17 protein-coding genes are annotated in these 22,718 nt (G+C 48.3%); 12 read left to right on the forward strand and 5 right to left on the reverse strand.

Features of this window, described 5'->3' with window-relative positions; genetic code table 11:
- Nucleotides 1–94 precede the first annotated feature (94 nt).
- From FYJ66_RS04370 to FYJ66_RS04380, 3 genes are all read left to right on the forward strand, one after another.
- On the forward strand, nt 95–964 hold the full coding sequence (locus tag FYJ66_RS04370; RefSeq protein ID WP_154572293.1) for a phosphoribosylaminoimidazolesuccinocarboxamide synthase: 870 nt from the start codon (nt 95–97) through the stop codon (nt 962–964).
- A gap of 276 nt (nt 965–1,240) precedes the next feature.
- The gene (locus tag FYJ66_RS04375; RefSeq protein WP_154572294.1) at nt 1,241–1,672 is read left to right on the forward strand and encodes a flavodoxin; all 432 of its coding nucleotides are present in this window, start codon (nt 1,241–1,243) and stop codon (nt 1,670–1,672) included.
- Between the two features lie 44 nt (nt 1,673–1,716).
- A complete protein-coding gene (locus FYJ66_RS04380) occupies nt 1,717–2,292 on the forward strand; it encodes a DUF3793 family protein (protein ID WP_154572295.1) in 576 nt (191 codons plus the stop codon).
- A gap of 133 nt (nt 2,293–2,425) precedes the next feature.
- Here the strand turns inward: FYJ66_RS04380 and FYJ66_RS04385 are convergent, their stop codons facing one another.
- Nucleotides 2,426–2,863, reverse strand: a complete 438-nt coding sequence (locus FYJ66_RS04385) for an ArsR/SmtB family transcription factor (protein WP_154572296.1) — start codon at nt 2,861–2,863, stop codon at nt 2,426–2,428.
- A gap of 164 nt (nt 2,864–3,027) precedes the next feature.
- Between FYJ66_RS04385 and FYJ66_RS04390 the strand changes: the two genes are divergently transcribed.
- The 6 genes from FYJ66_RS04390 (at nt 3,028) to FYJ66_RS04415 (ending at nt 12,374) form a co-directional block, all read left to right on the forward strand.
- Nucleotides 3,028–3,261 (forward strand): cation transporter, encoded by a 234-nt coding sequence (locus FYJ66_RS04390; protein ID WP_154572297.1) that lies wholly within the window; start codon nt 3,028–3,030, stop codon nt 3,259–3,261.
- Between the two features lie 88 nt (nt 3,262–3,349).
- Nucleotides 3,350–5,305 carry a heavy metal translocating P-type ATPase gene (locus FYJ66_RS04395; RefSeq protein ID WP_154572298.1) on the forward strand — a complete coding sequence of 652 codons (1,956 nt, stop codon included), beginning with the start codon at nt 3,350–3,352 and terminating at the stop codon, nt 5,303–5,305.
- Nucleotides 5,306–5,529: 224 nt separating this feature from the next.
- Nucleotides 5,530–6,642 carry a CobW family GTP-binding protein gene (locus FYJ66_RS04400; protein WP_154572299.1) on the forward strand — a complete coding sequence of 371 codons (1,113 nt, stop codon included), beginning with the start codon at nt 5,530–5,532 and terminating at the stop codon, nt 6,640–6,642.
- Between the two features lie 19 nt (nt 6,643–6,661).
- A complete protein-coding gene (locus tag FYJ66_RS04405; RefSeq protein ID WP_154572300.1) occupies nt 6,662–7,627 on the forward strand; it encodes a TIGR03943 family putative permease subunit in 966 nt (321 codons plus the stop codon).
- An 82-nt stretch (nt 7,628–7,709) separates the two neighbouring features.
- Complete coding sequence (locus FYJ66_RS04410; protein ID WP_154572301.1) at nt 7,710–9,296, forward strand: Mur ligase family protein; 1,587 nt, start codon at nt 7,710–7,712, stop codon at nt 9,294–9,296.
- 162 nt (nt 9,297–9,458) lie between these two features.
- Entirely contained in the window at nt 9,459–12,374 is a 2,916-nt protein-coding gene (locus tag FYJ66_RS04415; RefSeq protein WP_235897357.1) for a translation factor GTPase family protein, read from the forward strand.
- A 175-nt stretch (nt 12,375–12,549) separates the two neighbouring features.
- Here FYJ66_RS04415 and FYJ66_RS04420 read toward each other — a convergent pair whose 3' ends face one another.
- Together FYJ66_RS04420 and FYJ66_RS04425 are read right to left on the reverse strand one after the other, a co-directional pair.
- Entirely contained in the window at nt 12,550–13,038 is a 489-nt protein-coding gene (locus tag FYJ66_RS04420) for a hypothetical protein (protein ID WP_154572302.1), read from the reverse strand.
- 12 nt (nt 13,039–13,050) lie between these two features.
- A complete protein-coding gene (locus FYJ66_RS04425; RefSeq protein ID WP_154572303.1) occupies nt 13,051–14,325 on the reverse strand; it encodes an ArsB/NhaD family transporter in 1,275 nt (424 codons plus the stop codon).
- 186 nt (nt 14,326–14,511) lie between these two features.
- Between FYJ66_RS04425 and rarD the strand changes: the two genes are divergently transcribed.
- Nucleotides 14,512–15,417 (forward strand): EamA family transporter RarD, encoded by a 906-nt coding sequence (gene rarD / locus FYJ66_RS04430; protein ID WP_154572304.1) that lies wholly within the window; start codon nt 14,512–14,514, stop codon nt 15,415–15,417.
- Nucleotides 15,418–15,714: 297 nt separating this feature from the next.
- On the opposite strand, the gene rpsI is transcribed toward rarD, so the two are convergent.
- Nucleotides 15,715–16,110, reverse strand: coding sequence for a 30S ribosomal protein S9 (gene rpsI / locus FYJ66_RS04435; RefSeq protein ID WP_154572305.1), 396 nt, complete (start codon nt 16,108–16,110; stop codon nt 15,715–15,717).
- 17 nt (nt 16,111–16,127) lie between these two features.
- The gene (gene rplM, locus FYJ66_RS04440; RefSeq protein WP_154572306.1) at nt 16,128–16,556 is read right to left on the reverse strand and encodes a 50S ribosomal protein L13; all 429 of its coding nucleotides are present in this window, start codon (nt 16,554–16,556) and stop codon (nt 16,128–16,130) included.
- Between the two features lie 382 nt (nt 16,557–16,938).
- On the opposite strand from rplM, the gene FYJ66_RS04450 reads away from it, so the two are divergent.
- Together FYJ66_RS04450 and FYJ66_RS04455 are read left to right on the forward strand one after the other, a co-directional pair.
- Nucleotides 16,939–17,952: a DMT family transporter gene (locus FYJ66_RS04450; protein WP_154572308.1), complete on the forward strand. Its 1,014-nt coding sequence runs from the start codon at nt 16,939–16,941 to the stop codon at nt 17,950–17,952.
- A gap of 1 nt (nt 17,953) precedes the next feature.
- Nucleotides 17,954–22,714, forward strand: a complete 4,761-nt coding sequence (locus FYJ66_RS04455; protein ID WP_154572309.1) for a diguanylate cyclase domain-containing protein — start codon at nt 17,954–17,956, stop codon at nt 22,712–22,714.
- Nucleotides 22,715–22,718: the final 4 nt, after the last annotated feature.

Raw genomic sequence — 22,718 nt, forward strand, 5'->3', positions numbered from 1 at the left:
AGAATCAGAATCTTTGGAGAGTTGTATAATGTACAGGCGGACAAGAGATTATAAACAGAATTTATTATAGAGCCCACGGGGCCGGGAGGAAGAGATGAAGGAATATACACCATTTAAATCCGGTAAAGTCAGGGAGATATATGATAACGGAGACAGCCTGATCATGGTTGCCACAGACAGAATTTCGGCTTTTGACCATATTCTGAAGAACAAAGTAACAGGGAAGGGCAAGGTCCTCACACAGATTTCCAAGTTCTGGTTTGACCTTACCAAGGATATTGTGCCAAATCACATGATTTCAGTTGATGTGAACGACATGCCAGAATTCTTCAGAAAACCGGAATTCGATGGAAACAGCATGATGTGCAGAAAGCTGGAAATGCTTCCAGTAGAATGTATTGTAAGGGGATACATTACCGGAAGCGGCTGGGCAAGCTACCAGAAGACAGGGGAAGTCTGCGGAATAAAGCTGCCTGAAGGACTTAAGGAATCCCAGAAGCTTCCTGAGCCTATTTACACACCAAGCACAAAGGCAGAGATCGGCGACCATGACGAAAACGTCAGCTTTGAGAGAAGCTGCCAGGAGATTGAGAAGTACTTCCCTGGCAAGGGAAGAGAGTACGGAGAGAAAATCAGGGATTACACCATAGCTATCTACAAGAAGTGCGCAGAGTATGCACTCTCCAGGGGAATCATCATTGCAGACACCAAGTTCGAATTCGGTGTAGATGAAAATGGACAGGTAGTGCTTGCTGATGAAGTGCTTACTCCAGACAGCTCAAGATTCTGGCCACTGGAAGGATATAAGGAAGGCCAGTCACAGCCAAGCTATGACAAGCAGTTTGTAAGAGATTGGCTGAAGGCAAATCCTGACAGCGACTACAATCTGCCACAGGAGGTAATAGACAAGACTATTGCCAAATACAAAGAAGCCTATAAGCTCCTGACAGGGGAAGATCTGTAGATCTATAGAGAAGATTATTAAGGTTTGTAAAAAAGATGTCAGCGCGGAACAGCAATGTTTTGCGCTGACATCTTTTTTTTGCGGAATGGGTGGGAGGAATTGTGACGGGACGCCTGGTCAATTGAACAGTCAAAAGGAAGTTAGATACATTTAATTTTATTGTTGCATGTTAGAGATCTTTGTGTATACTAAGTGGGGAAGGGAGTTAGATATAACTAACCACCTTCAATCAAGTAGGGTTTCGCCCATACACTTTCCACTTAAGGAGGTAATAATATGGACAAGGTATATATTGTATATTGGTCAATGACTGGAAATACTGAGGCTATGGCACAGGCTGTGGCAGATGGGGTTGCTGATGCCGGCAAGGAAGCTGTGCTGAGAAGGGTTGATGAAATAGGTGCTGCTGAGCTTTCAGAACAGCCAGCCTTTGCCCTGGGCTGCCCTGCCATGGGAGACGAGGTTCTAGAAGAAGGAGACTTCGAACCTTTTATCTCAGACCTTGAGAGTTTCCTTAAGGGAAAGAAGGTGGGACTCTTCGGTTCTTATGGCTGGGGAGATGGCCAGTGGATGAGAGACTGGGCTGAACGCATGGAAAAAGCAGGCGCTGAAGTGCTTGGAGGAGAAGGGGTTATCTGCAACGATGCTCCAGACGACAGCGCAAAGGCTGATTGCCAGGAGCTGGGAAAAACTCTGGCGGCTCTGTAGAATAAACTGGCAGTAATAACAGGAAGGATGGCTGAGGGAGGTCTATGAACGTTGACCCGTTAGAGTGTAATATTGTAAAAAACTGTGCTGCAACTTTGGCAGGGCTGGGAACTGCGGGTATTTTCAATGCTGACTGTCCCGATCCCCTGTGTTTGGAAGAAAGGCTTGATCAGCTCAATCAACGCCTGTCGCCAAAGGGCGTGAAAGCCGAAGTACTTTTTTCCCGGAAAAACACAGCGCTCATCTACGTCTACCGCCCCAGCCGCCTTGCCAGGTGCCTGGAGGAGCCGGAGGCGCGGGAGCTCCTTTTCCGTTACGGTTACGTCGACGCCGGCATGAGTGATTCCCTGGAGCATCTTAGGGAGAGGTTCCGGGAGAGCAGCGGATTCCCTCACGAGATCGGTATCTTCCTGGGGTATCCGGCTTATGACGTCCGCCAGTTCATAGAAAACAACGGGCGCAACTACTTGTGCTGCGGGACCTGGAAGGTGTATAGCCAGGAGGAAAAAGCCAGGTGTTTTTTTGCCAGGGTGCGGAAATGCACGGAGATATACCGGAAAGCTCTGGAAAATGGAATGAGTATTGACAGGCTGACGGTATCTGTAAGGAAAAGCTGGTAGAGGCTGTGGTTTTGAGATTGTGACTTTGAACTGACCCCGGAAGTTGAATTCCAGGGTCAGTTCATACAGACAAATCCACAGTCTCTTAATACTTGTAATACTAATACATAGAGACTTTATGGGGAGTTGCTGCTTATTCACACTCCATGTTTACGGGGCAGCTTATGTCCACCAGCGCTTCGATCATTTTGTGAAGGAGCTCTGCTTCCTTGGTTTCCGCAGCTCTGTAGTAAACCTCTTTGCCGTTCCGCTTGCTTACAATCAGCCCCGCAGATTTCAGCTTAGACAGGTGGTGAGAGACGGCGGGGCTGCTCATGTCCATCATGGCTGCAAGGTTGGCAACACATTCCTCCACGTGGCACAGAATCCAGAATATTTTTATCCGCTTCTCGTCGTCCATTTGTTTGTATATATTGGCGATGTAAGCAAATTCCCACTGCTTTGGCATGTGCTCCTGAAGCTGATTTTCGTTGGAGCCGTGGCCATGGTCGTGGGGCAGTTTTTTTGTGGTGCTTTCGATTGAAGCCTGGCTTACCTTGCTTTTTCCGGTGGTATCTCTGGTGTCTTTCATGAAAAAACTCCTTTTTGAAGGGGCCCTGGGCTGCGGCAGTGTGAAAAAATTTTTTTTACCTGTTACCCCTTGCCAAATGTTATTAAGCAGTATATCATACAGCTAAACAATTAAACAAATGCTTAATCGTTTAAACAGCAGTTTGAACTGCAGAGGAGAATATCATGAAAAAGAGTTACAAGATCTACGTTGACTGTGCCAACTGCGCAAACCTTATGGAAGAAGCTGCAAACCAGGTTGAAGGTGTGAAGAATGCAGTGGTCAACTTTATGACACTGAAGATGAACGTGGAGTTTGAAGACACAGTTACTCCGGAAACAAGAAATGAAGTAATGGACAGAGTACTGGAGAACTGCAGGAAGAAAGCAGACGATGACTGCGATATTTTTTACAAATAATACCAGAAGAATTGTATTGCATTAATCGCAGTATTCAAGGAGATAATGAATATACAATTCGGATATAAGCAGAGTATGGATAACAGAAATGGATAAAAGACAGAAAAAGAACCTGATCAGAATAATTGCTGCTGCAGTGATGACAGGGATACTGATTCCCCTTAACGTCCGTGGAATTGCCGGGCTTTTGTTATACATGATCCCTTACCTTACTGTTGGATACGACATTCTGAAAAAGGCCTGGAAGGGGCTCATAAAAGGCAGGGCCTTCGACGAGAACTTTCTGATGGCTGTCGCTACTATAGGCGCCCTGGCCCTTGCCGTATACAAAGATGAGGGATATACAGAAGCCATTGCAGTAATGCTTTTCTATCAGGTAGGAGAGTGGTTTCAGAACTACGCCCTGGGAAAGAGCCGCAGGAATATTTCGCAGCTCATGGATATCCGTCCCGATTATGCCAATATTGAGGAAGATGGACAGCTGAAGCAGGTAGATCCAGACGATGTAATGCCCGGGTCAATCATAATAGTTCAGCCTGGAGAGAAGGTGCCTATTGACGGCATAGTCAAAGAAGGAGAATCTTCCCTTGACACCAGCGCTCTCACAGGAGAAAGCGTGCCGAGAAATATCAGCCCGGGACAGGAAATAATCAGCGGATGCATAAACCAGACCGGCGTCCTTAAGATTCAGACAACCCGGGAATTTGGAGACTCAACAGTATCTAAGATCCTGGACCTGGTGGAAAACGCCAGCTCAAGAAAAGCCCGGACAGAAAACTTCATTTCCCGTTTTGCCCGGGTATATACACCGGCAGTAGTATACAGCGCCCTGGCCCTGGCAGTGTTGCCACCTGTAATAAGAATGGCGGCCATGGGCCTCAGTCCTCAGTGGTCTGTATGGATATACAGAGCCCTTACCTTCCTCGTAATAAGCTGCCCGTGCGCTCTGGTAATAAGCATACCTCTGGGATTTTTTGCAGGAATCGGGGGAGCCAGCAGGGCAGGTGTTCTGGTCAAGGGATCAAGCTACATGGAAACCCTGGCTCAGGTCAGGACTGTTGTATTCGACAAAACAGGAACTCTTACAAAAGGAGTTTTCAAGGTTCAGGGGGTTCACGATCCAGAGGAAGTGCCTCTCAGCAAGGGAGACAGCAAGAGGCTCAGGATTCTGGAATACGCAGCTCTTGCAGAAAGTGCTTCATCACATCCAATAAGCCGCAGCCTGAGGGAAGCCTATGAAGAGCTGGGAGGCTCAATTGACAGGAGCCGCGTCAGTGATATAAAGGAAATCAGCGGCAGCGGAGTTACGGCAGTAATAGACGGAATCCAGGCAGCCGCAGGAAACCGGAAGCTTATGGAAACCCTGGGCATCAAGGTCTCTGACTGCAGCCACCCGGGCACAATAGTATATGTGGCTATAGACAGGCAGTATGCAGGCCACATCCTTATCAGCGATGTGATCAAGGAAACTTCCCGGGAGGCCATCCGCCTTCTGTCATCACAGGGAGTGTCGAAAACCGTAATGCTTACAGGAGACAGGCCGGAAACAGCCGGCCATGTTGCAGAAGAACTTGGTATTACTGAATACCACGGAGGCCTTCTGCCGGAAGACAAGGTTTCCAGAGTAGAGGAGCTTATCGCTTCAGAGAAGGGCCGGGAAAAAGTAGCTTTCACCGGAGACGGAGTAAACGACGCGCCGGTTCTGGCCCGTGCAGACGTAGGCATTGCCATGGGCGCTCTGGGATCCGATGCAGCCATTGAAGCCGCAGACATCGTCCTTATGGACGACGACCCGCGGCAGATCGCCCAGGCTATAAGCATTTCGAAGAAAACTCTGAGAATCGTCTATGAAAACATATATTTTGCCATAGGCGTAAAGCTGACTTGCCTGGTTCTGGGAGCTCTGGGCCTTGCAGGCATGTGGGCGGCCATTTTTGCCGATGTAGGCGTAATGGTGCTGGCAGTGCTTAATGCCCTCAGGACCCTTCATGTAAAAAAGCTTTTTCCTTCCAGGGGAAGTGAGGCCGGTTTGCCGGCCAGATAGAAATCTGGTCCGGCCGGCCCCGGACATAGGGTGAAAGACCTTGGAAGTATTGAAATTATCTGATTTCAAATATATAATCAATCAGTACTGATCTGACAAACCATTTCAGTTCTGATAATAATAAACAGTCACAATTAACTCATGAACGGTTCAGAAAAGTACCACAGGTATGAGCCGGCCATGAGTTATTCTTGCAATATAAAGCAATCAGAAGGAGAGAAGAAATGACAAAGGTAGATATTTTTTCCGGCTTCCTTGGAGCAGGAAAGACAACATTGATCAAGAAACTGATAGCAGAAGCCTACCAGGGGGAAAAGGTAGTTCTTATTGAAAACGAGTTCGGAGAGATAGGCGTAGATAAGGGCTTCTTGAAGAACACTGGAATTCAGATAAATGAGATGAACGCAGGATGCATCTGCTGCACACTGGTGGGAGATTTTGGAAGGGCTCTGGACCAGGTTATCAGAGACTACGATCCTGAGAGGATCCTCATAGAGCCATCTGGAGTAGGAAAACTCAGTGACGTCATTATTGCCGTTCAGGATCTTCACAACGACAAGATTCAGCTTAACGGTTTCACAACAGTAGTTGACGCCAAGAAGTGCAAGATGTACATGAAAAACTTCGGCGAGTTCTACAAGAACCAGGTAGAGAACGCCAGCTCCATTATCCTCAGCCACGTTCAGGGCATGAGCCAGGAGAAGCTGGACCAGGTAGTGGCAATGCTGAGAGAGCTTAACGAAGATGCCAATATCGTGACAACAGACTGGGATCAGCTGGATGGAAAGCAGATTCTCCACATCATGGAAGAGAAGAAGACCCTTTCTGCAGAGCTGGACAGACTGAGAGAAGAGGCATACAGAGAGCAGGCTGAGCATGAAGCCGAGCACCATCACCATGATGAAGAAGATCATGACCATGAAGACCATGATCACGACCACCATCATGAAGACCATGACCATCACGATCATGACCATCATGACCACGAAGATCACCACCATGACCATGATCATGAAGAGCACCATCACCACCATCATCACGGCCACGGCCATCACGCCGATGAGGTTTTCGACGAGTTCGGCATACAGACAGCTCACAAGTATGATGCTGAGCAGCTGATGGAGATCCTGGACTCCCTGCAGAACTTTGCAGAGTGCGGAACAGTTCTGAGAGCCAAGGGCATTGTTCCTTCAACAGATGGAGGCTGGCTGGAGTTCGACTATGTTCCGGGAGAGCCTGAGGTAAGACTGGGATCCCCAGAGACAACGGGAATGATCTGCGTAATAGGAACAGGCCTGGATCAGGACAGAATCAAAGAACTGTTCGGAATCAACTAATCCACCTGGAGTGTAACAAATGCCAAAGAGAATAGAAGACAACAAAAACAACGATATTCCGGTATATCTTTTTACCGGCTTCCTGGGTTCAGGAAAAACCGACTTCATCCAGGACACTCTCTCAACCCCGGAATTTAACGGGGGAGAAACCACACTTTTGCTGGTGTGTGAAGAGGGAGAGCAGGAGTACGATGAATCGAAATTCGCCGATCCTGTGGCCATCCATGTCATCGAAGATGAAGAGGAGCTTAACCCTGACGACCTGAGGGAACTGGTAAGGCTGTACAAGCCGGACAGGGTTATGGTGGAGTACAACGGAATGTGGATGCTCCAGTCATTTTTCCAGGCAATGCCGAGAAACTGGATAATAGCTCAGGAGATGACATTTTTTGATGCTACAACATTCCTGATGTACAATCAGAACATGAGGCAGCTCTGCTTCGATAAGATGAAGACTGCTGAAATGGTAGTTTTCAACAGGTGTGAGAAGGGCTTCGACAAAATGCCTTTCCACAAGGAAGTGAGAATAGCCAACAGGAAATCCATGATAGTATATGAGTACAGCAAATACGACATGGAACCTGATGACATTCAGGATCCTCTGCCTTTTGACAAGGAGGCATCTCAGTTCGAGATTAAAGATGAATGGTTTGCTGAATGGTACAGGGACATCAACGAGAATGACAGCGACTACGATGGAAAGACCATAACGGTGAAAGGCCGTGTTGCCATGGCTGACGAGCTGCTGGAAGGACAGTTCGCCTTCGGCCGCCACGTAATGACCTGCTGTGTTGAGGACATTCAATTTGCCGGACTGCTGTGCTATTACAGTGGCGGCGGAGAATTCCACACAGGTGACTGGATCAAGATCAAGGCAAAAGTCAGAGTGGAATACAGCAAGGTTTACGGGGAGAAGGGACCGGTGCTTTATTGCAAGACTGTTGAATCTTGTGAAGCTGCTGATCCGGAAGTTGCCACTTTCTAGAGCCCTTCAGCAAAAATGTGCCGGATTGCCGGCAGCTTGGGGAAAACCGTAACTTATTTTTTCATAAAACAAGGACATCACAATGAAGCTATGTTTTGATTCTAGAAAAGTTGAACCAGGGGATACGTTCTTCTGTATAAAAGGCACGGTTACAGATGGCCATCTCTATGCGGGAACAGCCGCAGACAAGGGGGCAGCTGTAATTGTTTACAGCGACGAGCCCATGGAGAAGAGACCGGGAGTCAAATACATCAAAGTGGATGATACTGTAGAGGCCCTTGATAACGCAGCCAGGGAGTTTTTTGGAGACCCCAGCAGGGACATGGTGGTGTTCGGGGTGACAGGAACCAACGGCAAGACCACAACTGCCCGGATCATATCCCAGGTTTTTTCACTTTACAGAAAATGCGGGTTCATGGGAACCATCGGCCTCACGCTGGATGGCAAGACCATAAGAGAGGCGTCTCTTACAACTCCTGACGCTCTTACAGTCCAGGAATCTCTGGCCCAGGTAAAATCAATGGGCGGAGAGGCTATGGCCATGGAAATAAGCGCCCAGGGAATTACCCAGCGGAGGGTAGACTGTGTGGATTTCGACTGTGGAATTTTCACTAACTTCACCCAGGACCATCTGGATAACTACGGCACTATGGAAAACTATTTCAACGCGAAGAAAAGGTTTTTCCAGTCCATGAAGAAGGATGGCACTGCAGTTCTGAACAGAGACATTCAGGAGTTCGGCAGCCTGAGGGACGCCTGCTCCTGCACCAATATAGTGACTTACGGTCTGGACGAGAAAGACAGAAAGGGGCTGGCACAGGCTGCTTCTGCAGACTGGACAAGGCCGGGTTCCGGAGACTTCAAGGACAAGTATTACGACGGCACAGCCAGTTCCGTCAGCCATGTTTCTGCTGAGGAAGCGGGGGTGACCACAGCGGCTTCTGCCATGACAGACAATGCCTTTGATCCGGAGATGGATTACAGAGCCTCGGACATCGTCTACGAAGTGGGAAAGACAAGTTTCAATCTCTGTCACGGAGATCAGGTGTGCCCGGTGACTACCAATCTCATGGGCAGCTACAATGTATACAACCTGCTGGCCGCAGGGGCAGCCATGGACCAGATGGGAATGGATCTTCAGGACATTGCAGAGGGCTTTTCCCACATCAACCAGATCCCGGGAAGGATGCAGGCCGTAGATGAAGGCCAGGATTTCAGTCTGTACGTAGACTACGCTCACACTCCTGACGGCTATTACCAGATTCTGTCGGCAGTGAGGAACCTCATGCCTGAGGGGTCAAGGCTCATCGTAGTAGCGGGAGCCCCGGGAGGAAGAGATCACAGCAAGAGGAAGGAACTGGCGGAAATTGCCGGAGAGTTCGCGGATTTTGTGGTGCTCACTACTTATGATGTGAGAAGTGAGAATCCTGACGACATAGTTGTGGATCTTCTTACTGGAATTAAGGATGTGAACAAGTGCATCTCCGAAAGCAACAGAATCAGAGCTATCCGCAGAGCCGTTGCCCTGGCAGAGCCGGGAGATTTCGTGTTTATTCTGAACAAGGGCGTAGAATCTTTTATGTACGGACCCGATGGCAGGATGCCATATAAGGGAGACGATTACTACGGAGCTCAGGCCATCAGGGAGAAGATGGAGGGTCAGCTTTAGGGAAATCCCTGAAGTGGAAGATATAGCAGAATAGTGTAAAATAGAACCGGAGTATGGACAGAATCCACACCCCGGTTTTTTGCAGGCCGGGGATGCATATGTAGATCCTAAGGCAGGTGCAGGATTCAGAGAGATATCAGGAATAATCGGGAGTTTTAGAACATGGGAAAAGATATGACTGCACAACTGAATAGTGGCAAAAGGCTGGTAGCAGGAATTCTGGCTCATGTTGACTCTGGAAAGACCACCCTGTCCGAGGCTCTTCTCTATACCTGCGGTGCCATCAGAAAAGCCGGAAGGGTAGACCACGGAGATGCCTTCCTGGATACTGACCCACTGGAGAAGAAAAGAGGCATTACCATCTTCTCGAAGGAGGCTGTTCTCAAATGGAAGGACACTGAGGTAACACTGCTGGACACCCCAGGGCACAGGGATTTTGCAGGAGAGACAGAGAGGGTTCTCAGCGTTCTGGACTTTGCAATTCTCGTGGTAAGCGGCAGTGAAGGAATTCAGTCTCATACAGAGACTCTATGGAACCTCCTTAAGAGAAGGAACATTCCTGCCCTTGTTTTTGTAAACAAGATGGACATCAGCTTCAAGACCAGAGAAGAACTTCTGGAGGAAATGGAAAAAGTCCTGAAAGGGAATTTCACCGACATGACCGGCATTTCACTTCATGAAGAAGCCAGTGACCGGCTGACACCAGAGGAGTCCGAGGCTATGGCGGAAAAACTTGCCATGGCCAGCGAAAGGCTTACGGAGCTGGCTCTCGAGGACGAGGAAAGAGATTTCACCAGAGGCCAGTGGCAGCAGGCCATTTCGGAGGCCCTTATGTCCAGGCAACTTTTTCCTGTAGTTTTCGGGTCTGCCCTGAAAATGGAAAACCCGGAAGGCCTTCTTGATCTGATCCAGCTGTACTGTACAGAGAAGGTGGCCGCAACCGGTGAAAGGGGGCCTATGGCACCTTTCGGCGGCCGGGTGTTTAAGATATCCAGGGACAGCAGAGGCGCCAGGCTCACCTTTATGCGCATAACTTCCGGGCAGCTTCATGTCCGGGATCAGGTTCAGAAATCCGGAGATAATGGAACGGATTCGTCATTCAGTGGTAACCCGGGAAGTGAAGGATCCGGGGCTGGCTCTCCTGCTTCTGAAAAGGGAAGGGAATCTGAAAAAATTTCCCAGATAAGGATTTATTCTGGTGAAAAATACACTACTCCTGAGTCTGCTGCTGCAGGACAGATTGTGGCTGTAACCGGCCTTTCGGATACCTATGCCGGCCAGGGCCTGGGGATTGAGGCCGATGATGATATGGAGGTCCTGCAGCCCTTCATGGACTATGTAATAAGGCCGGTGCCGGGCCAGCAGGTAGATGAGCACCGGCTTATGGGGGATATAAAGGCTCTTGCAGAGGAGGACCCGAAGCTGGATCCCCGCTGGCAGGAGGAAGGCCAGGAGATTCACGTGAGCCTCATGGGGGAGATTCAGCTTGAGGTGCTGAAGGAGCTTATCCGGTCCAGGTATGGATATGAGATTCAGTCAGGGGCAGGAAGGATTCTTTACCGGGAAAAAGCAGCTTCAATAGCCGAGGGCGTTGGCCATTTTGAGCCACTTAGGCATTACGCTGAGGTGCACCTTGTGCTGGAGCCCGGAGAACCGGGGAGCGGCCTGGTGGTTCGGAGGGCGTGCAGCACGGATGAGCTGGATTTGAACTGGCAGAGGCTCATCGTTACTCATCTTGAGGAAAAGGTGCACCGGGGGGTTCTTACTGGTGCTCCTCTTACAGATACAGTTATTACAGTGGTAGGGGGCAAGGCCCACAAAAAGCATACTGAAGGCGGCGATTTCAGGCAGGCCACCTACAGGGCTCTCCGGTGCGGACTCATGAAGGGAGGCTGCCTTCTTCTTGAACCCTGGATGGATGTGGAGATACGGGTGCCTTCAGGGGAAACCGGAAGGGTAATGACCGATCTGATCCGGAAGGGAGGCACCGGCATTGAACCGGAAAATTCCGGGGACATGTCTGTTATCCGCGGAAAAGCCCCTGCATCCGAGCTGATAGGATATCCTCAGGAGATTTTGCGGATATCAGGGGGGAAGGGCTCTGCCCAGTTGCGTTTTGCAGGCTATGAACCTTGCCACGACCAGGAGAGGGTGGTGGAAGAGTCAGGCTATGATCCGGAAAAAGATCTGAAGGAAACGGCGGACTCTGTGTTCTGCAGTCACGGTTCCGGCGACATTGTAAGCTGGCGGGATGTAGAGGAATACATGGCGGTACCTTCCAGAATATGGGACTACCTGGATCCGGAACAGATTCCTGAAGGAGTTCAGGTCTGCGATTCCGATCTCATGAAACTGAAAAGGGTTTCAGAGGAATTAAACAGAGAAATGGGCGGCGAGTCTTCCAGAAAAAACCGGAAGAAGTCCAACACAGTAGGACTTATGAGTGCTGATGACCGGGAGCTTATGGAAATTTTCCAGAAAACTTACGGGCCTCTGAAAGAAGATCCTCTCACAGCTCCCGGCCGCAATCTGAGAAAGAAAGAAGAAGGCCGGAGGGATTTTTACAGGAAATCTGCAGCTCTTGATGCAGCTGTAACCAAGGGAATTTACGGATCTGGCCGGGGACGGGAAATATGCATTCTGGGAGATGGATATAATATCATGAACGCCTGGCCTGAGCTGAAGAAGCTTATGGAAGTGGATTACGGAGCAGCCAGAGAGGATCTGATCAGCACTCTTCAGGAGTATCAGGGATACACAGGGTACAGGGTGATCCTGGTTTTTGATGCTTATAAAGTAAGAGGAGGCCTGGGAAGCACAGAGAGGTATGAGGGCCTTGAGGTGGTATACACCAGTGAAAATGAGACGGCTGATGCTTATATTCAGCGGGTTTCGGAAAAGCTGGCCAGGAAATACGATTTGTGGGTAATCAGTTCTGATCTGTTGATACAGCAGTATTCTTTCGGCCATGGAGCCCTGAGGATGAGTTCCATGAGTTTTCTGGAAGAGGTAACCAGGATAAAGGCTGAAATAAGGGGGGCTGTGGACAGAATTAATGAAGAGAGTCTGGAAGATTGACAGTCGTTTCAGAGTTGATCAATGAAAAAATGAAGACAAGGTATAATTTACCCCGGGATCCGGGGAATAAAAAATCCCGCCGCAGAAAATCAATCTGCTTTGATTTTCTGCGGCGGGATTTGAGCTTTCAGGCGCTTCCGGAACATCTGATGCTTCCGGCACTTCCCCAAACCTGTCAGTCAATATTAAGAGTTTTTTCCAGCTCCTCCATATCTACGACGCTGTTCTTCTTCAGGCTCCTCATGTCATTGTAGATATCCACGATGCTCTTCTCGATGCGGTCCAGGTCTTCCCGGGAAGTCTCCCGGCTCATGAACATCTTTTCCAATTCGGAATTCATATCTTCCATGCCCTTTGCCATTCGCTGGTACTGTTCGAAGTTCTTGCTTGTAACGGCAACCTTGAACATGGCGTAATCCCTGCGGATGGCGTCTACCAGCTCCTCTTCGTCGTGGAAGGTTCCCAGAAAATGGGAATAAGGGCGGACTCTGTTCAGATAGATGTCGTCGCCTTCCTTAATCTCATAAATATATGTTACGTTTGATCCGTCGCTGAGCTTGAATTTTACCTTGTTGATGTAAGCCGGCTTGTTCAGGATTTCTACTGCGCCCATCTGGCGGAGCATTATGTTTGCCATGCTTTCTGTAAATCTGTCTTTGATCATCAGAGGAACCTCCTATTTAAACACTGCAAATTTCAACAGCAGCCATAAAGATGATACCACTATGGACATCAACATTACAGGCATACCTTTTTTCAGGTAGCTGTTGAATGTAATCGGATATCCGTGTTTTCCGGCAATATTGGAAAGCACAACGTTGGCAGAGGCTCCGATAAGTGTTCCGTTTCCGCCCAGGCAGGCACCCAGGGTAACAGCCCACCAGAGAGGGGCAGTGTCCACACCTTGAGCGCCCATAGCCTGTATGAGAGGAATAAGGGTGGCAACGAAGGGAATGTTGTTGAGCACTGCGGAGATCATGGCAGAGGCCCACAGGAGAACCATCATAGTTGCGATTACGTGGCCGCCGGTTACGTTCATCAGCATATTTGCCAGGACTTTGATTACGCCGGTTTTCTCCAGGCCACCTACAAGGACGAACAGCCCTATGAAAAACAGAAGGGTGGTCCACTCAACGTTGGCCACCACTTCTTCCACATCTACGTGGCCGATGAGCATCATTACGGCTCCGGCAGTAAGGGCGATTGTAGGAGTGTCCAATCCTATCTGGTCGTGGAAAAGAAAGGCCAGCACAACCAGGGCTATCATGACGATGCTTTTTTTCATAAGCTTCGGGTCGTTGATGGCCTTGTTTTCGTCAAGCATCATCATCTTTTGAATAGACCTTTCATCGGCAACCAGCTCCTTGCCGTAGAAGAACTTCAGCATGAACAGCAGTCCGATAATAATGAAAACACATGGAACGCCGGTGTTTATCAGGAAGTCTCCGAAAGTGAACTTCGCTGCGTTACCGATCATGATGTTTGGCGGGTCACCGATCATTGTGGCAGTACCGCCGATGTTTGATGCCAGGATCTGTCCCATGAGAACAGGAACTGCGTCAATATCCAGGATCCTGGCGATGGTGATTGTCATTGGTCCCATCAGGAGGACGGTAGTAACGTTGTCCAGGAAGGCAGAGCACAGCGCTGTCAGAATAATGAAAAGAACCATGATCTTCCACGGATCTCCTTTAGCCGCCTTGGCCGTCCTGATGGAAATATATTCAAACAGGCCGGAATGCTTGATAACACCCACAAAAAGCATCATGCCCACAAGGACGCCGATTGTATCGAAGTCAATGTACGAAACGGCTTCACTGAGGGTCAGCACGTGGGTTACTATCAGCAGTACCATTCCGCAGATTGCAGCAGTAGTGCTGTTGATCTTGTCTGTGATTATGGCCGTTATGGTGACCAGGAAAATCACAATCGCAATAATAGTCTGAACCATTATTACCTCCTTTTGCTACTTTACGAATTCAACCTGGTTATTTTACACGGAAAAAACACTATGTAAACCCATAAAAAAAGGAGTTTTCGACACATTTCTTTCCTCACAGGTATTCGCCGGATGCCGGCAATATGAATAATATTTTTGTATAATATCACTGGAATAAAACGAAAGGATTCTTATGATATGAACAACGATAATAGAGAAACTTATTACAAAGGCCTGCGCCAGATTATGCTGTGCATGATCCTGTGGGGAGTGCTGCCGGTATACTGGAAATCCCTGCTTCCTATTAATTCGTGGATAGTCATTCTTTACAGAATGGTGATGGTGTTCCTGTGTGCCCTGATCTACGCCATGAAGGGCAGGAGCCTTAAGGAAATCTTCGGCCCGCTGAGGGATAAGAGGAGGGCAGGGAAATTCCTGGCGGCGGGAGTGATAATAACCTTCAACTGGAGTGTTTACATATGGGCGGTGAACTCCGGCCGGATAATACAGGCCAGCACGGGATATTACATCGAGCCAATGTTTGTGGCCCTGTTCGGAATGATTTTTTTCAAGGAAAAGCTGACAATCTACAAGACTATATCTCTGGCATGCGCTTTCGCAGCGGTGCTGATCATGCTGGTGCACTACGGGGAGCTTCCCGGGGTGGCCCTGCTGCTGGCCCTTTCATTTTCTGCATATTCTGCAATAAAGAAGAGCGTGGACGAGCCGCCGGCAATTTCTCTTACCTATGAAACTGTGTTTCTGGCGCCTTTTGCTCTGGGAGCCATTCTGTTTCTGGAGATCAATGGGCGGGGAGCCCTGAGCCAGGGACAGCCCTATCAGTACGTGCTCCTTCTGCTGTGCGGCCTGGCCACTGTAATTCCCCTGGGCCTTTTTGCTGCCGCTGCTCAGAAAATCCCTATGTTCACTCTGGGTGTTGCTGAATATCTCAGCCCTACAATTTCCCTGCTCATAGGAATTTTCATCTACCACGAGCCTATGGACCGGGTTCAGCTCTTTGCCCTTGCTGTTATATGGGCTGGACTTGTATTTTTCACCATAGGAGAGTTCAGGGCTCTGAGAAATTCAGAATCAGGGAACTGATTTGTATCAATATGAATAAAATCTATTCTTTGGCTGTTTGCAATAAAAAACACTTTTTTGAAATGGGAAAGTTGTGGATATAGAATACATTCGTAGAGGTTCTGGATTGAGAAATACATAATATCCAGGGAAAAATGATTGTCATGCTTGGGAGGGGCGGTTTCACCTACGGGTGCGGCCGCTCTTTTGATTGTAGTGTGGCTGTAGTAGGCCAGAATAGAAAAAACCTGCTCCATTCTTCCGAGTGGAGCAGGTTTCTTTGAAGCATTTCTGATTTCCGAAATCCGGAAAATTCCATTAACGCTTGCTGAACTGGGATGCTCTACGAGCCTTCTTCAGTCCGTACTTCTTTCTTTCCTTCATACGAGGGTCTCTTGTCAGGAAGCCGGCTGCCTTCAGGGCAGGACGGTACTCGTCATTGTCAACTTCGCAGAGTGCTCTTGAAATTCCGTGTCTCAGAGCTCCAGCCTGACCTGTTGTACCACCACCGTTAACAGTAGCGATAACGTCAAATCTGCCAGCTGTGCCTGTTACATCGAAAGGTCTCAGAACCTCCTGTCTCAGGAGCTCTGTTCCGAAGTAATTCTCCAGATCTCTCTTGTTGATAACGACTCTTCCTGTTCCAGGGAGAAGTCTGACTCTTGCAACAGAAGACTTTCTTCTTCCAGTTGCCTGATACTGTGTCTTAGCCATCTATGATTCCTCCCTTCTTAGAATGTGTACTCTTCTGGATGCTGTGCTGCATGTGGATGCTCAGGACCAGCATAAACCTTCAGCTTCTTGAACATCTGTCTTCCCAGCTTGCCCTTAGGCATCATGCCCTTGACAGCGTGACGGATGATCTCCTCAGGCTGCTTTGCTCTCAGCTCCTTCAGCGGAGTTTCCTTCAGTCCGCCCGGATATCCGGAGTGATGCTTGTAGATCTTGTCGCTCTCCTTCTTTCCGGTTACGCACACCTTCTCAGCATTGATAACGATAACATAGTCACCGGTATCGATGTGTGGAGTGTAAATTGGCTTCTTCTTTCCTCTCAGAATCATAGCAGCCTCAACTGCCAGCTTTCCCAGAGTCTTTCCCTCAGCGTCGATCACATACCATTTGCGATCAACATCTGCAGGCTTTGCGATGTAAGATTTCATCTCTGTTCCTTTCTACCTACTCAGTTCGCTGGTTCCGGAAAAAAATAAATCCGGTACTGCGCCTCGGTTTCGGCACTGCCTACTAAAATCATCACAGATCGTGTTCGGCATACTAAATAAAATAACTTAGTGTCGGAGCTCCGGTATGAACCTGCCCCAATTCACAAATCCCTGAATCAGACAAATTTGCGCTGTAATATTTTATTAGCCAGGCACTAATAAGTCAATAGGAAAAAGCCGTGAACAGCTTTAAATCCTTGAAAAAAACATACCCTGAACATATAATTTTTGATATAAATATTGGTTTAAACTGGGGTAATAAGTGCACTGAAAATATTGCAGCAATGTACAGGAGTCTTAAGGGGATCTGGAGAAACAAGATTTGAACAATACAAACAATACAAATGATACTAATAATATCAATAACGGCAATAACAGGGGGACAGGACCTGCAGACAGGGGAAGATCCGGCAGCATAAGGGGAAGCCTGACCCTCCTCCTCTGCGCCATCATCTGGGGAAGCGGCTTTATCGGCCAGAAGGTGGGGCTGTCAGACCTGCCGCCCTTTGCTTTAAACGGAGCCAGGCACCTTCTTTCGGCAGTAATACTCATTCCTGCAGGATTTTTTCTGATGAAGAAAAATGGATATACAGATAAGGACAAATACGGGTCAGATGAGATTAGAAGGCGATGGCAGAATCTTATTAAGGGCAGCATTATCTGCGGAATCTTTCTTGCCCTTGGAACAAATATGCAGCAGGCAGGACTGATGTGGATTTCAGCAGGAGAATCCGGATTTATTACGGCTCTTTACGTTATTATTGTGCCATTTTTCGGGACCTTCCTCGGCCTTAAGATAAAGAAACGAATCTGGGGCTGTGCCGCCGCATCAATAATAGGCTTCGGGCTACTCTGCCTGAAAGATCAGATGCATATATCGGCAGGGGTGTGGCTCACCCTGGGGTGCGCCTTCGCTTTTTCCGTGGAAATGCTGGCCATCGACCGGTTCGTTACTCCCAGGAATGCTGTTGCACTTTCGGCTGGACAGATGCTGGTGGCAGCACTGGTGTCTGTTGCAGTTTCCTTTTTCCTGGAGTCTCCTTCAACGGGACAACTGGTATCGGGCCTTCCGGTAATTCTCTACCTGGCCCTGGTGCCTACTACACTGGGATACACTCTTCAGATCATTGGTCAGGGACATACAGAGCCGGCTCTGGCATCCATGATTCTAAGTCTTGAGTCGGTCTTTGCCGCCATATTCGGAGTTCTTTTCCTGGGAGAGTCAATGACTGCAAGGGAGTTGGCAGGATGTGCGATTATCTTCGGGTCGATCGTAGTTGCCCAGCTGCCGGACAAAAGGCCGGATAAAAGGACAGACAGAAAGGAAGTTCAATGATATGGGCCTGAATAAAAAGCATAAAGTCCTGATGAACGTCCTGGGAGGAACTCTGATAATCTGCATTATTTTGATAACGGTCATAGCAACGTGCCGGGATGTGCAGAGCAGGAAGGACAGCGCCAGCGCAATAACAGAGTCATATGCTTATGAGCTCCAGAGGGATTTTAACAGGTGTATAGCCGTTTCTGAGACGGTGGCAGAATGGGTAGCAGATAGCAAGGGTAATACAGAGGGCTTTGACGCAATAGCCAGGCGCCTGTGCCGGGGGTCTGTTGTGCAGATAGAGATAGCTCCCGGGGGAGTCATAACACAGGGCTATCCAAATAATTCTGTTGCCGCCAGTCCTGCCAGCGTTTTCCAGGATGCCAAGGTAAAAAAGGTATTTGAATATGCCTCAGACCACAAGAAGACGGTTATTTCCGGACCCATCAACCATCCGGAGACAGGCAGGAGTATTTCTGTAATTACGCCGGTTTTCATCCATGATGGCCAGGGGAATGAGGACAGGTTCTGGGGATATACGATTGTCATCGTAAAGATACCGTCAATTTACTCCCATACCATGAGGATGCTTTCATCTTCCGGATATAACTATTGCCTTGATTCTACCATTACCCCGGATTCTTCAAGTTTCAAGCAAATAGAGACTTCCATGCCAAAGGGAATAAAGCTGAAAGATCCAGTGGGCCATGGCTTCGATGCTGGACAGTGCAAATGGATGATCAACGTGACGCCCAAGGAAGGATGGATATCTAAAGAGAGGACTGTGGCAGTATTCCTGATTTGTTTCACTGTGGGAACCTTTATTATGTTCGTGCTTTACAGGCTCTTCAGCAACATGGAAAACGACGAAAGGCTGAGGAAAATGTCCTATTGTGATTCTCTTACAGGATTGCTGAACCGCAATGGATTAATATCTTCGCTGGATGAAATGACCGGGAACAGCGATGGCCTGCCTCTCACAATGGCCATACTTGATATTGATGATTTCAAGCTGATCAACGATCTGTACGGTCATGCTGCCGGTGACCAGGCACTGAAGCACCTGGCTTTGCTGCTTAAGAAAAATCTTCCTCAGGATGCGGTGCTGGGCCGCACCGGAGGTGATGAGTTTTGCGTAATTATTCCGGGAAAAACCGCAGATCAGTGCACTTCTGTTATCGAAAATCTGATTCATGAAGCTGTCTCCTTTTCATATAAGGACAAAACTATACCGTTCTCCATTTCAGCAGGTTACGCCGCCTATCCTGATCAGGCTTCAGACCGGGCAGAGCTGCTGGTAATGGCAGATGAGGCTTTGTATTCCTCTAAGTTAACAGGAAAACACGTGGCAAAATGTTATGATCCTGCAATGCCTCCTATTAAAAGGGAGCAGCTGCGCTTCAATGCTAAAACCCTGGCTGCAGGAATCCCGGGTTCCCTGCTGGTAAGAAGGGCGGATAAAGAAGGCCGCATTCTTTTTGCCAACGACAACATGCTGAAGCTGCTGAACTGCAAGGACATGGATGAACTTCAGGAATACTCCGGCCTGAATTACCACAACCTCATAGCCCCGGAAGATTACGACAGGGTCATCAACAGCATCTGGTATCACGAGGGAGAATCCAGTAAGGACTCAGAATATTTTGACGGCATTATTGAATATGGAATCATTACAAGAGATGGGCAGACGAAGCCTATCGTAAGCATGAGGAGACTGGTCCATGACGAGCATCTGGGAGATGTTTTCTTTATTCTGATCCGGGGCATAGATACGGTAGAAGAAAGAACCAATGGCTATAATGACCTCACTGGCATGCCTAACTTCAACCACTTCATGCAGTACGCTCCAGAGGGAATCCGCAGTCTCCGGGACCAGGGAGAAGATCCTGTAATCATTTACTTCGACTACAGCAACTTCAAGATGTATAACAACCAGTACGGATTTTACGCCGGAGACCAGATGATCTGCGGACTGGGAAATATTCTCAGGGCCAGAATGGGAGAGGAGCAGTCTGCGCGGATTGAAAGTGACCATTTCATTGTGTATGGAAAACGCAGCGGAATCGAAGATAAAATAAAAGATATTTTCGCACTTATCCAGCGCCTCCCGGAGATGAAACCGGGCATATGGATCAGGGCAGGAATATATCTGTACAATGATGCTTCAGTTACCCTGGAAGACGCCTGCGACAGAGCACGGCTGGCCTGCGTAAGTCTTAGAGGAAAAATGGAGTCGGACTTTGTGTTCTTCGACGACTCTATCCAGGAAGAGGCAGGGATGAAGGAGTACGTACTGAAGAATTTCAACCGTGCAATCAGCCAGAGGTGGATCGAAGTATGGTATCAGCCTGTAATACGAAGCCTCACAGGAACTTTGTGCGGCGTGGAAGCTCTTGCCAGATGGAATGACCCGGTTCACGGTATGATTTCACCAGGGGTATTTGTTCCAGCCCTTGAGGATGCAGGAATAGTAGACCAGCTGGACCTCTATGTGTTTGAGGAGCTGTGCAGGAGCTACGGCCAGAGGCTCAGGGCAGGAGAAGAGCTGGTTCCGGCGTCCTTTAACCTGTCAAGAATAGATTTCCAGCGGGATGACATGGTTGACCAGATAGAATATCTGTCAAAAAAATATAAGGTTCCCCGGGACATGACGAATATCGAAATTACTGAAAGCGCCTTCGTTGAAGATACTCAGCGGATAGCCGATGCAGTGAATCAGTTCCACCAGCGGGGATATCAGGTGTGGATGGATGATTTTGGAACAGGATACTCCTCTCTGGGCATACTTAAAGACGTCCACTTTGATGAGATAAAGATAGATATGAGCTTCCTGTCCAGCAACTCAAAGGAGTCCCGCTCAATTATTGAAGCCACTGTCCGCATGGCCAAGAACATAGGAATTCAGACCCTGGCAGAGGGCGTAGAAACAGAAGAACAGTTCCTGTTCATGAGGAAGATCGGCTGTGAGAAGATTCAGGGATACTATTTCGGCATGCCAATGCCGGCAGAAGATGTGCGCCCTCACTGTATGAAGAAAGATATCCGTGAAGAGACAGCTAGGTGGCGGAACTATTATGATGCAATGGGCCGTCTGGATTTTCTCACCGGGGAGCCTATGTGTCTGATAGAGGATGACGGAAAGAATTTCAATTTAATCTTTTCCAATGAAGCCTTCGAATCCGTCCTCAGGAAGGATGGATATAGCAGCTCTGAAGAGTGGACAAAAATGCTGAGGGAAAATAACAGCCCTGTAGTCAGCTTTCTGCGGCAGTTTGCGGATCAGAAGCTGCGGAAGCAGGATGGTAACCATACCATCTCATATCCTTCTGGGGATCACTACATGCAGATGAGCGGTAAACTGGTGGCCGCCTGCTCAGGGCATTATCTCTACCAGGGAACGATTCAGCACGTAGAAATCCAGCAGGACAAGTTGAATCAGAGAAAAGCAGATTATCTTCAGAACCTGTTCTACATGTGCAATGACGTAGCTTTGCTGAACTACAGTGATGATACCGTTACTGGTCTTAAGTCCTCTCTGGCTGTCCAGCCCATTGGACGAAGACAGTCCATCAGAGGTATCGCTGGCGTCTTGGAAGAATGGAACAGAATTTGCGTATATCCGGAAGACCGGAAACGATTCAGGGAATACTCCGATGCAGAGACCCTGAGAAAAAGAGTGGCAGATAGTAAAGACCATATTCTCACCGGATATTTCCGCAGTAAGAACTACAAGGGGGAGTACAACTGGCTTATGCATCTGGTCTTCCCTGTGCCGGGCAGAGAACAGGAAGAACTGATGTATGTTACGGTCAATGGTGGATTCAACATAGATTCTGTGGTGGAAACGCTGAAAACCATTGAGCCGGACGTAATTGCCTCTTTAGAGAAGAACGGTGCGAATGGTGAAGTGAAATCCGGAATTTCAAATTCCACCCTGTGGAAGAACCTCATGGCAGAAGCCCCCGGCAAGTATTTCTGGAAAGACCTGGATCACCGGTATCTGGGGGCCAGCAGGAATTTCCTGGATTACTATGGCCTTGATTCGGAAGAGGATATTATTGGAAAAACCGATGGCGAAATGGGATGGCATGTGGAGGATGATAATATCCGTGAACTAGAAAATGAACTAATCCAATCAGGTGTTCCAGCTTTTGGCATCAAAAATACAACTATACGCCAGGGAAGGCTCCGCCCTATACTGGTGGACAAAATGCCAGTATATGTGGATGGAAAGATACAGGGGGTTATGGGATTTTTCGAGGATACAGAAGATCTCCTGAGTTTTGTGGACTCAAAGATAAACACTGCAACTATCGATCCTGTTACCGGCCTGTCCAATGGCCGGGGCATAGCAGAGGGCATGGAAAAATACCTGAAGGCTCATCAGCAGTATAACAAGGACTTTGCCCTGATGAGGGTGTATATCCGTGAATATTCCACCTTCTGCAGTCTCTATGGAGAAGAAGCAGGAGATGTTCTTCTCCATGAAATAGGAAAGGTGCTTACAGGAATCAGGGCCAGCGAGGCGGTATTCGGCAGACTGGCAGACAGTCAGTTCTTCATAGTAAAGCAGTTCAGAGATTCTGATGAAATCAGTGAACTGGCTGCTGACATACACAGGGGCATAAATGACCTTCATCAGGCTGGTCAGTGGAAATGCACCTGCACAGCTCAGATAACAGTATCCTTTGTAACCGAAGAGACCAGTACAGATAACCTTTATGAAAGGATGATACATAAGCTTATGACAGATTTCGGTAAATCAGAAGAGCTTTAATCTG

Source organism: Allobaileyella intestinalis (assembly GCF_009695865.1).
Lineage (GTDB): Bacteria > Bacillota > Clostridia > Peptostreptococcales > Anaerovoracaceae > Allobaileyella > Allobaileyella intestinalis.

Coding starts and splice junctions, on each gene's coding strand:
- FYJ66_RS04370 (WP_154572293.1), top strand. CDS start 95: ATGAAGGAATATACACCATTTAAATCCGGTAAAGTCAGGGAGATATAT.
- FYJ66_RS04375 (WP_154572294.1), top strand. CDS start 1,241: ATGGACAAGGTATATATTGTATATTGGTCAATGACTGGAAATACTGAG.
- FYJ66_RS04380 (WP_154572295.1), top strand. CDS start 1,717: ATGAACGTTGACCCGTTAGAGTGTAATATTGTAAAAAACTGTGCTGCA.
- FYJ66_RS04385 (WP_154572296.1), bottom strand. CDS start 2,863: ATGAAAGACACCAGAGATACCACCGGAAAAAGCAAGGTAAGCCAGGCT.
- FYJ66_RS04390 (WP_154572297.1), top strand. CDS start 3,028: ATGAAAAAGAGTTACAAGATCTACGTTGACTGTGCCAACTGCGCAAAC.
- FYJ66_RS04395 (WP_154572298.1), top strand. CDS start 3,350: ATGGATAAAAGACAGAAAAAGAACCTGATCAGAATAATTGCTGCTGCA.
- FYJ66_RS04400 (WP_154572299.1), top strand. CDS start 5,530: ATGACAAAGGTAGATATTTTTTCCGGCTTCCTTGGAGCAGGAAAGACA.
- FYJ66_RS04405 (WP_154572300.1), top strand. CDS start 6,662: ATGCCAAAGAGAATAGAAGACAACAAAAACAACGATATTCCGGTATAT.
- FYJ66_RS04410 (WP_154572301.1), top strand. CDS start 7,710: ATGAAGCTATGTTTTGATTCTAGAAAAGTTGAACCAGGGGATACGTTC.
- FYJ66_RS04415 (WP_235897357.1), top strand. CDS start 9,459: ATGGGAAAAGATATGACTGCACAACTGAATAGTGGCAAAAGGCTGGTA.
- FYJ66_RS04420 (WP_154572302.1), bottom strand. CDS start 13,038: ATGATCAAAGACAGATTTACAGAAAGCATGGCAAACATAATGCTCCGC.
- FYJ66_RS04425 (WP_154572303.1), bottom strand. CDS start 14,325: ATGGTTCAGACTATTATTGCGATTGTGATTTTCCTGGTCACCATAACG.
- rarD (WP_154572304.1), top strand. CDS start 14,512: ATGAACAACGATAATAGAGAAACTTATTACAAAGGCCTGCGCCAGATT.
- rpsI (WP_154572305.1), bottom strand. CDS start 16,110: ATGGCTAAGACACAGTATCAGGCAACTGGAAGAAGAAAGTCTTCTGTT.
- rplM (WP_154572306.1), bottom strand. CDS start 16,556: ATGAAATCTTACATCGCAAAGCCTGCAGATGTTGATCGCAAATGGTAT.
- FYJ66_RS04455 (WP_154572309.1), top strand. CDS start 17,954: ATGGGCCTGAATAAAAAGCATAAAGTCCTGATGAACGTCCTGGGAGGA.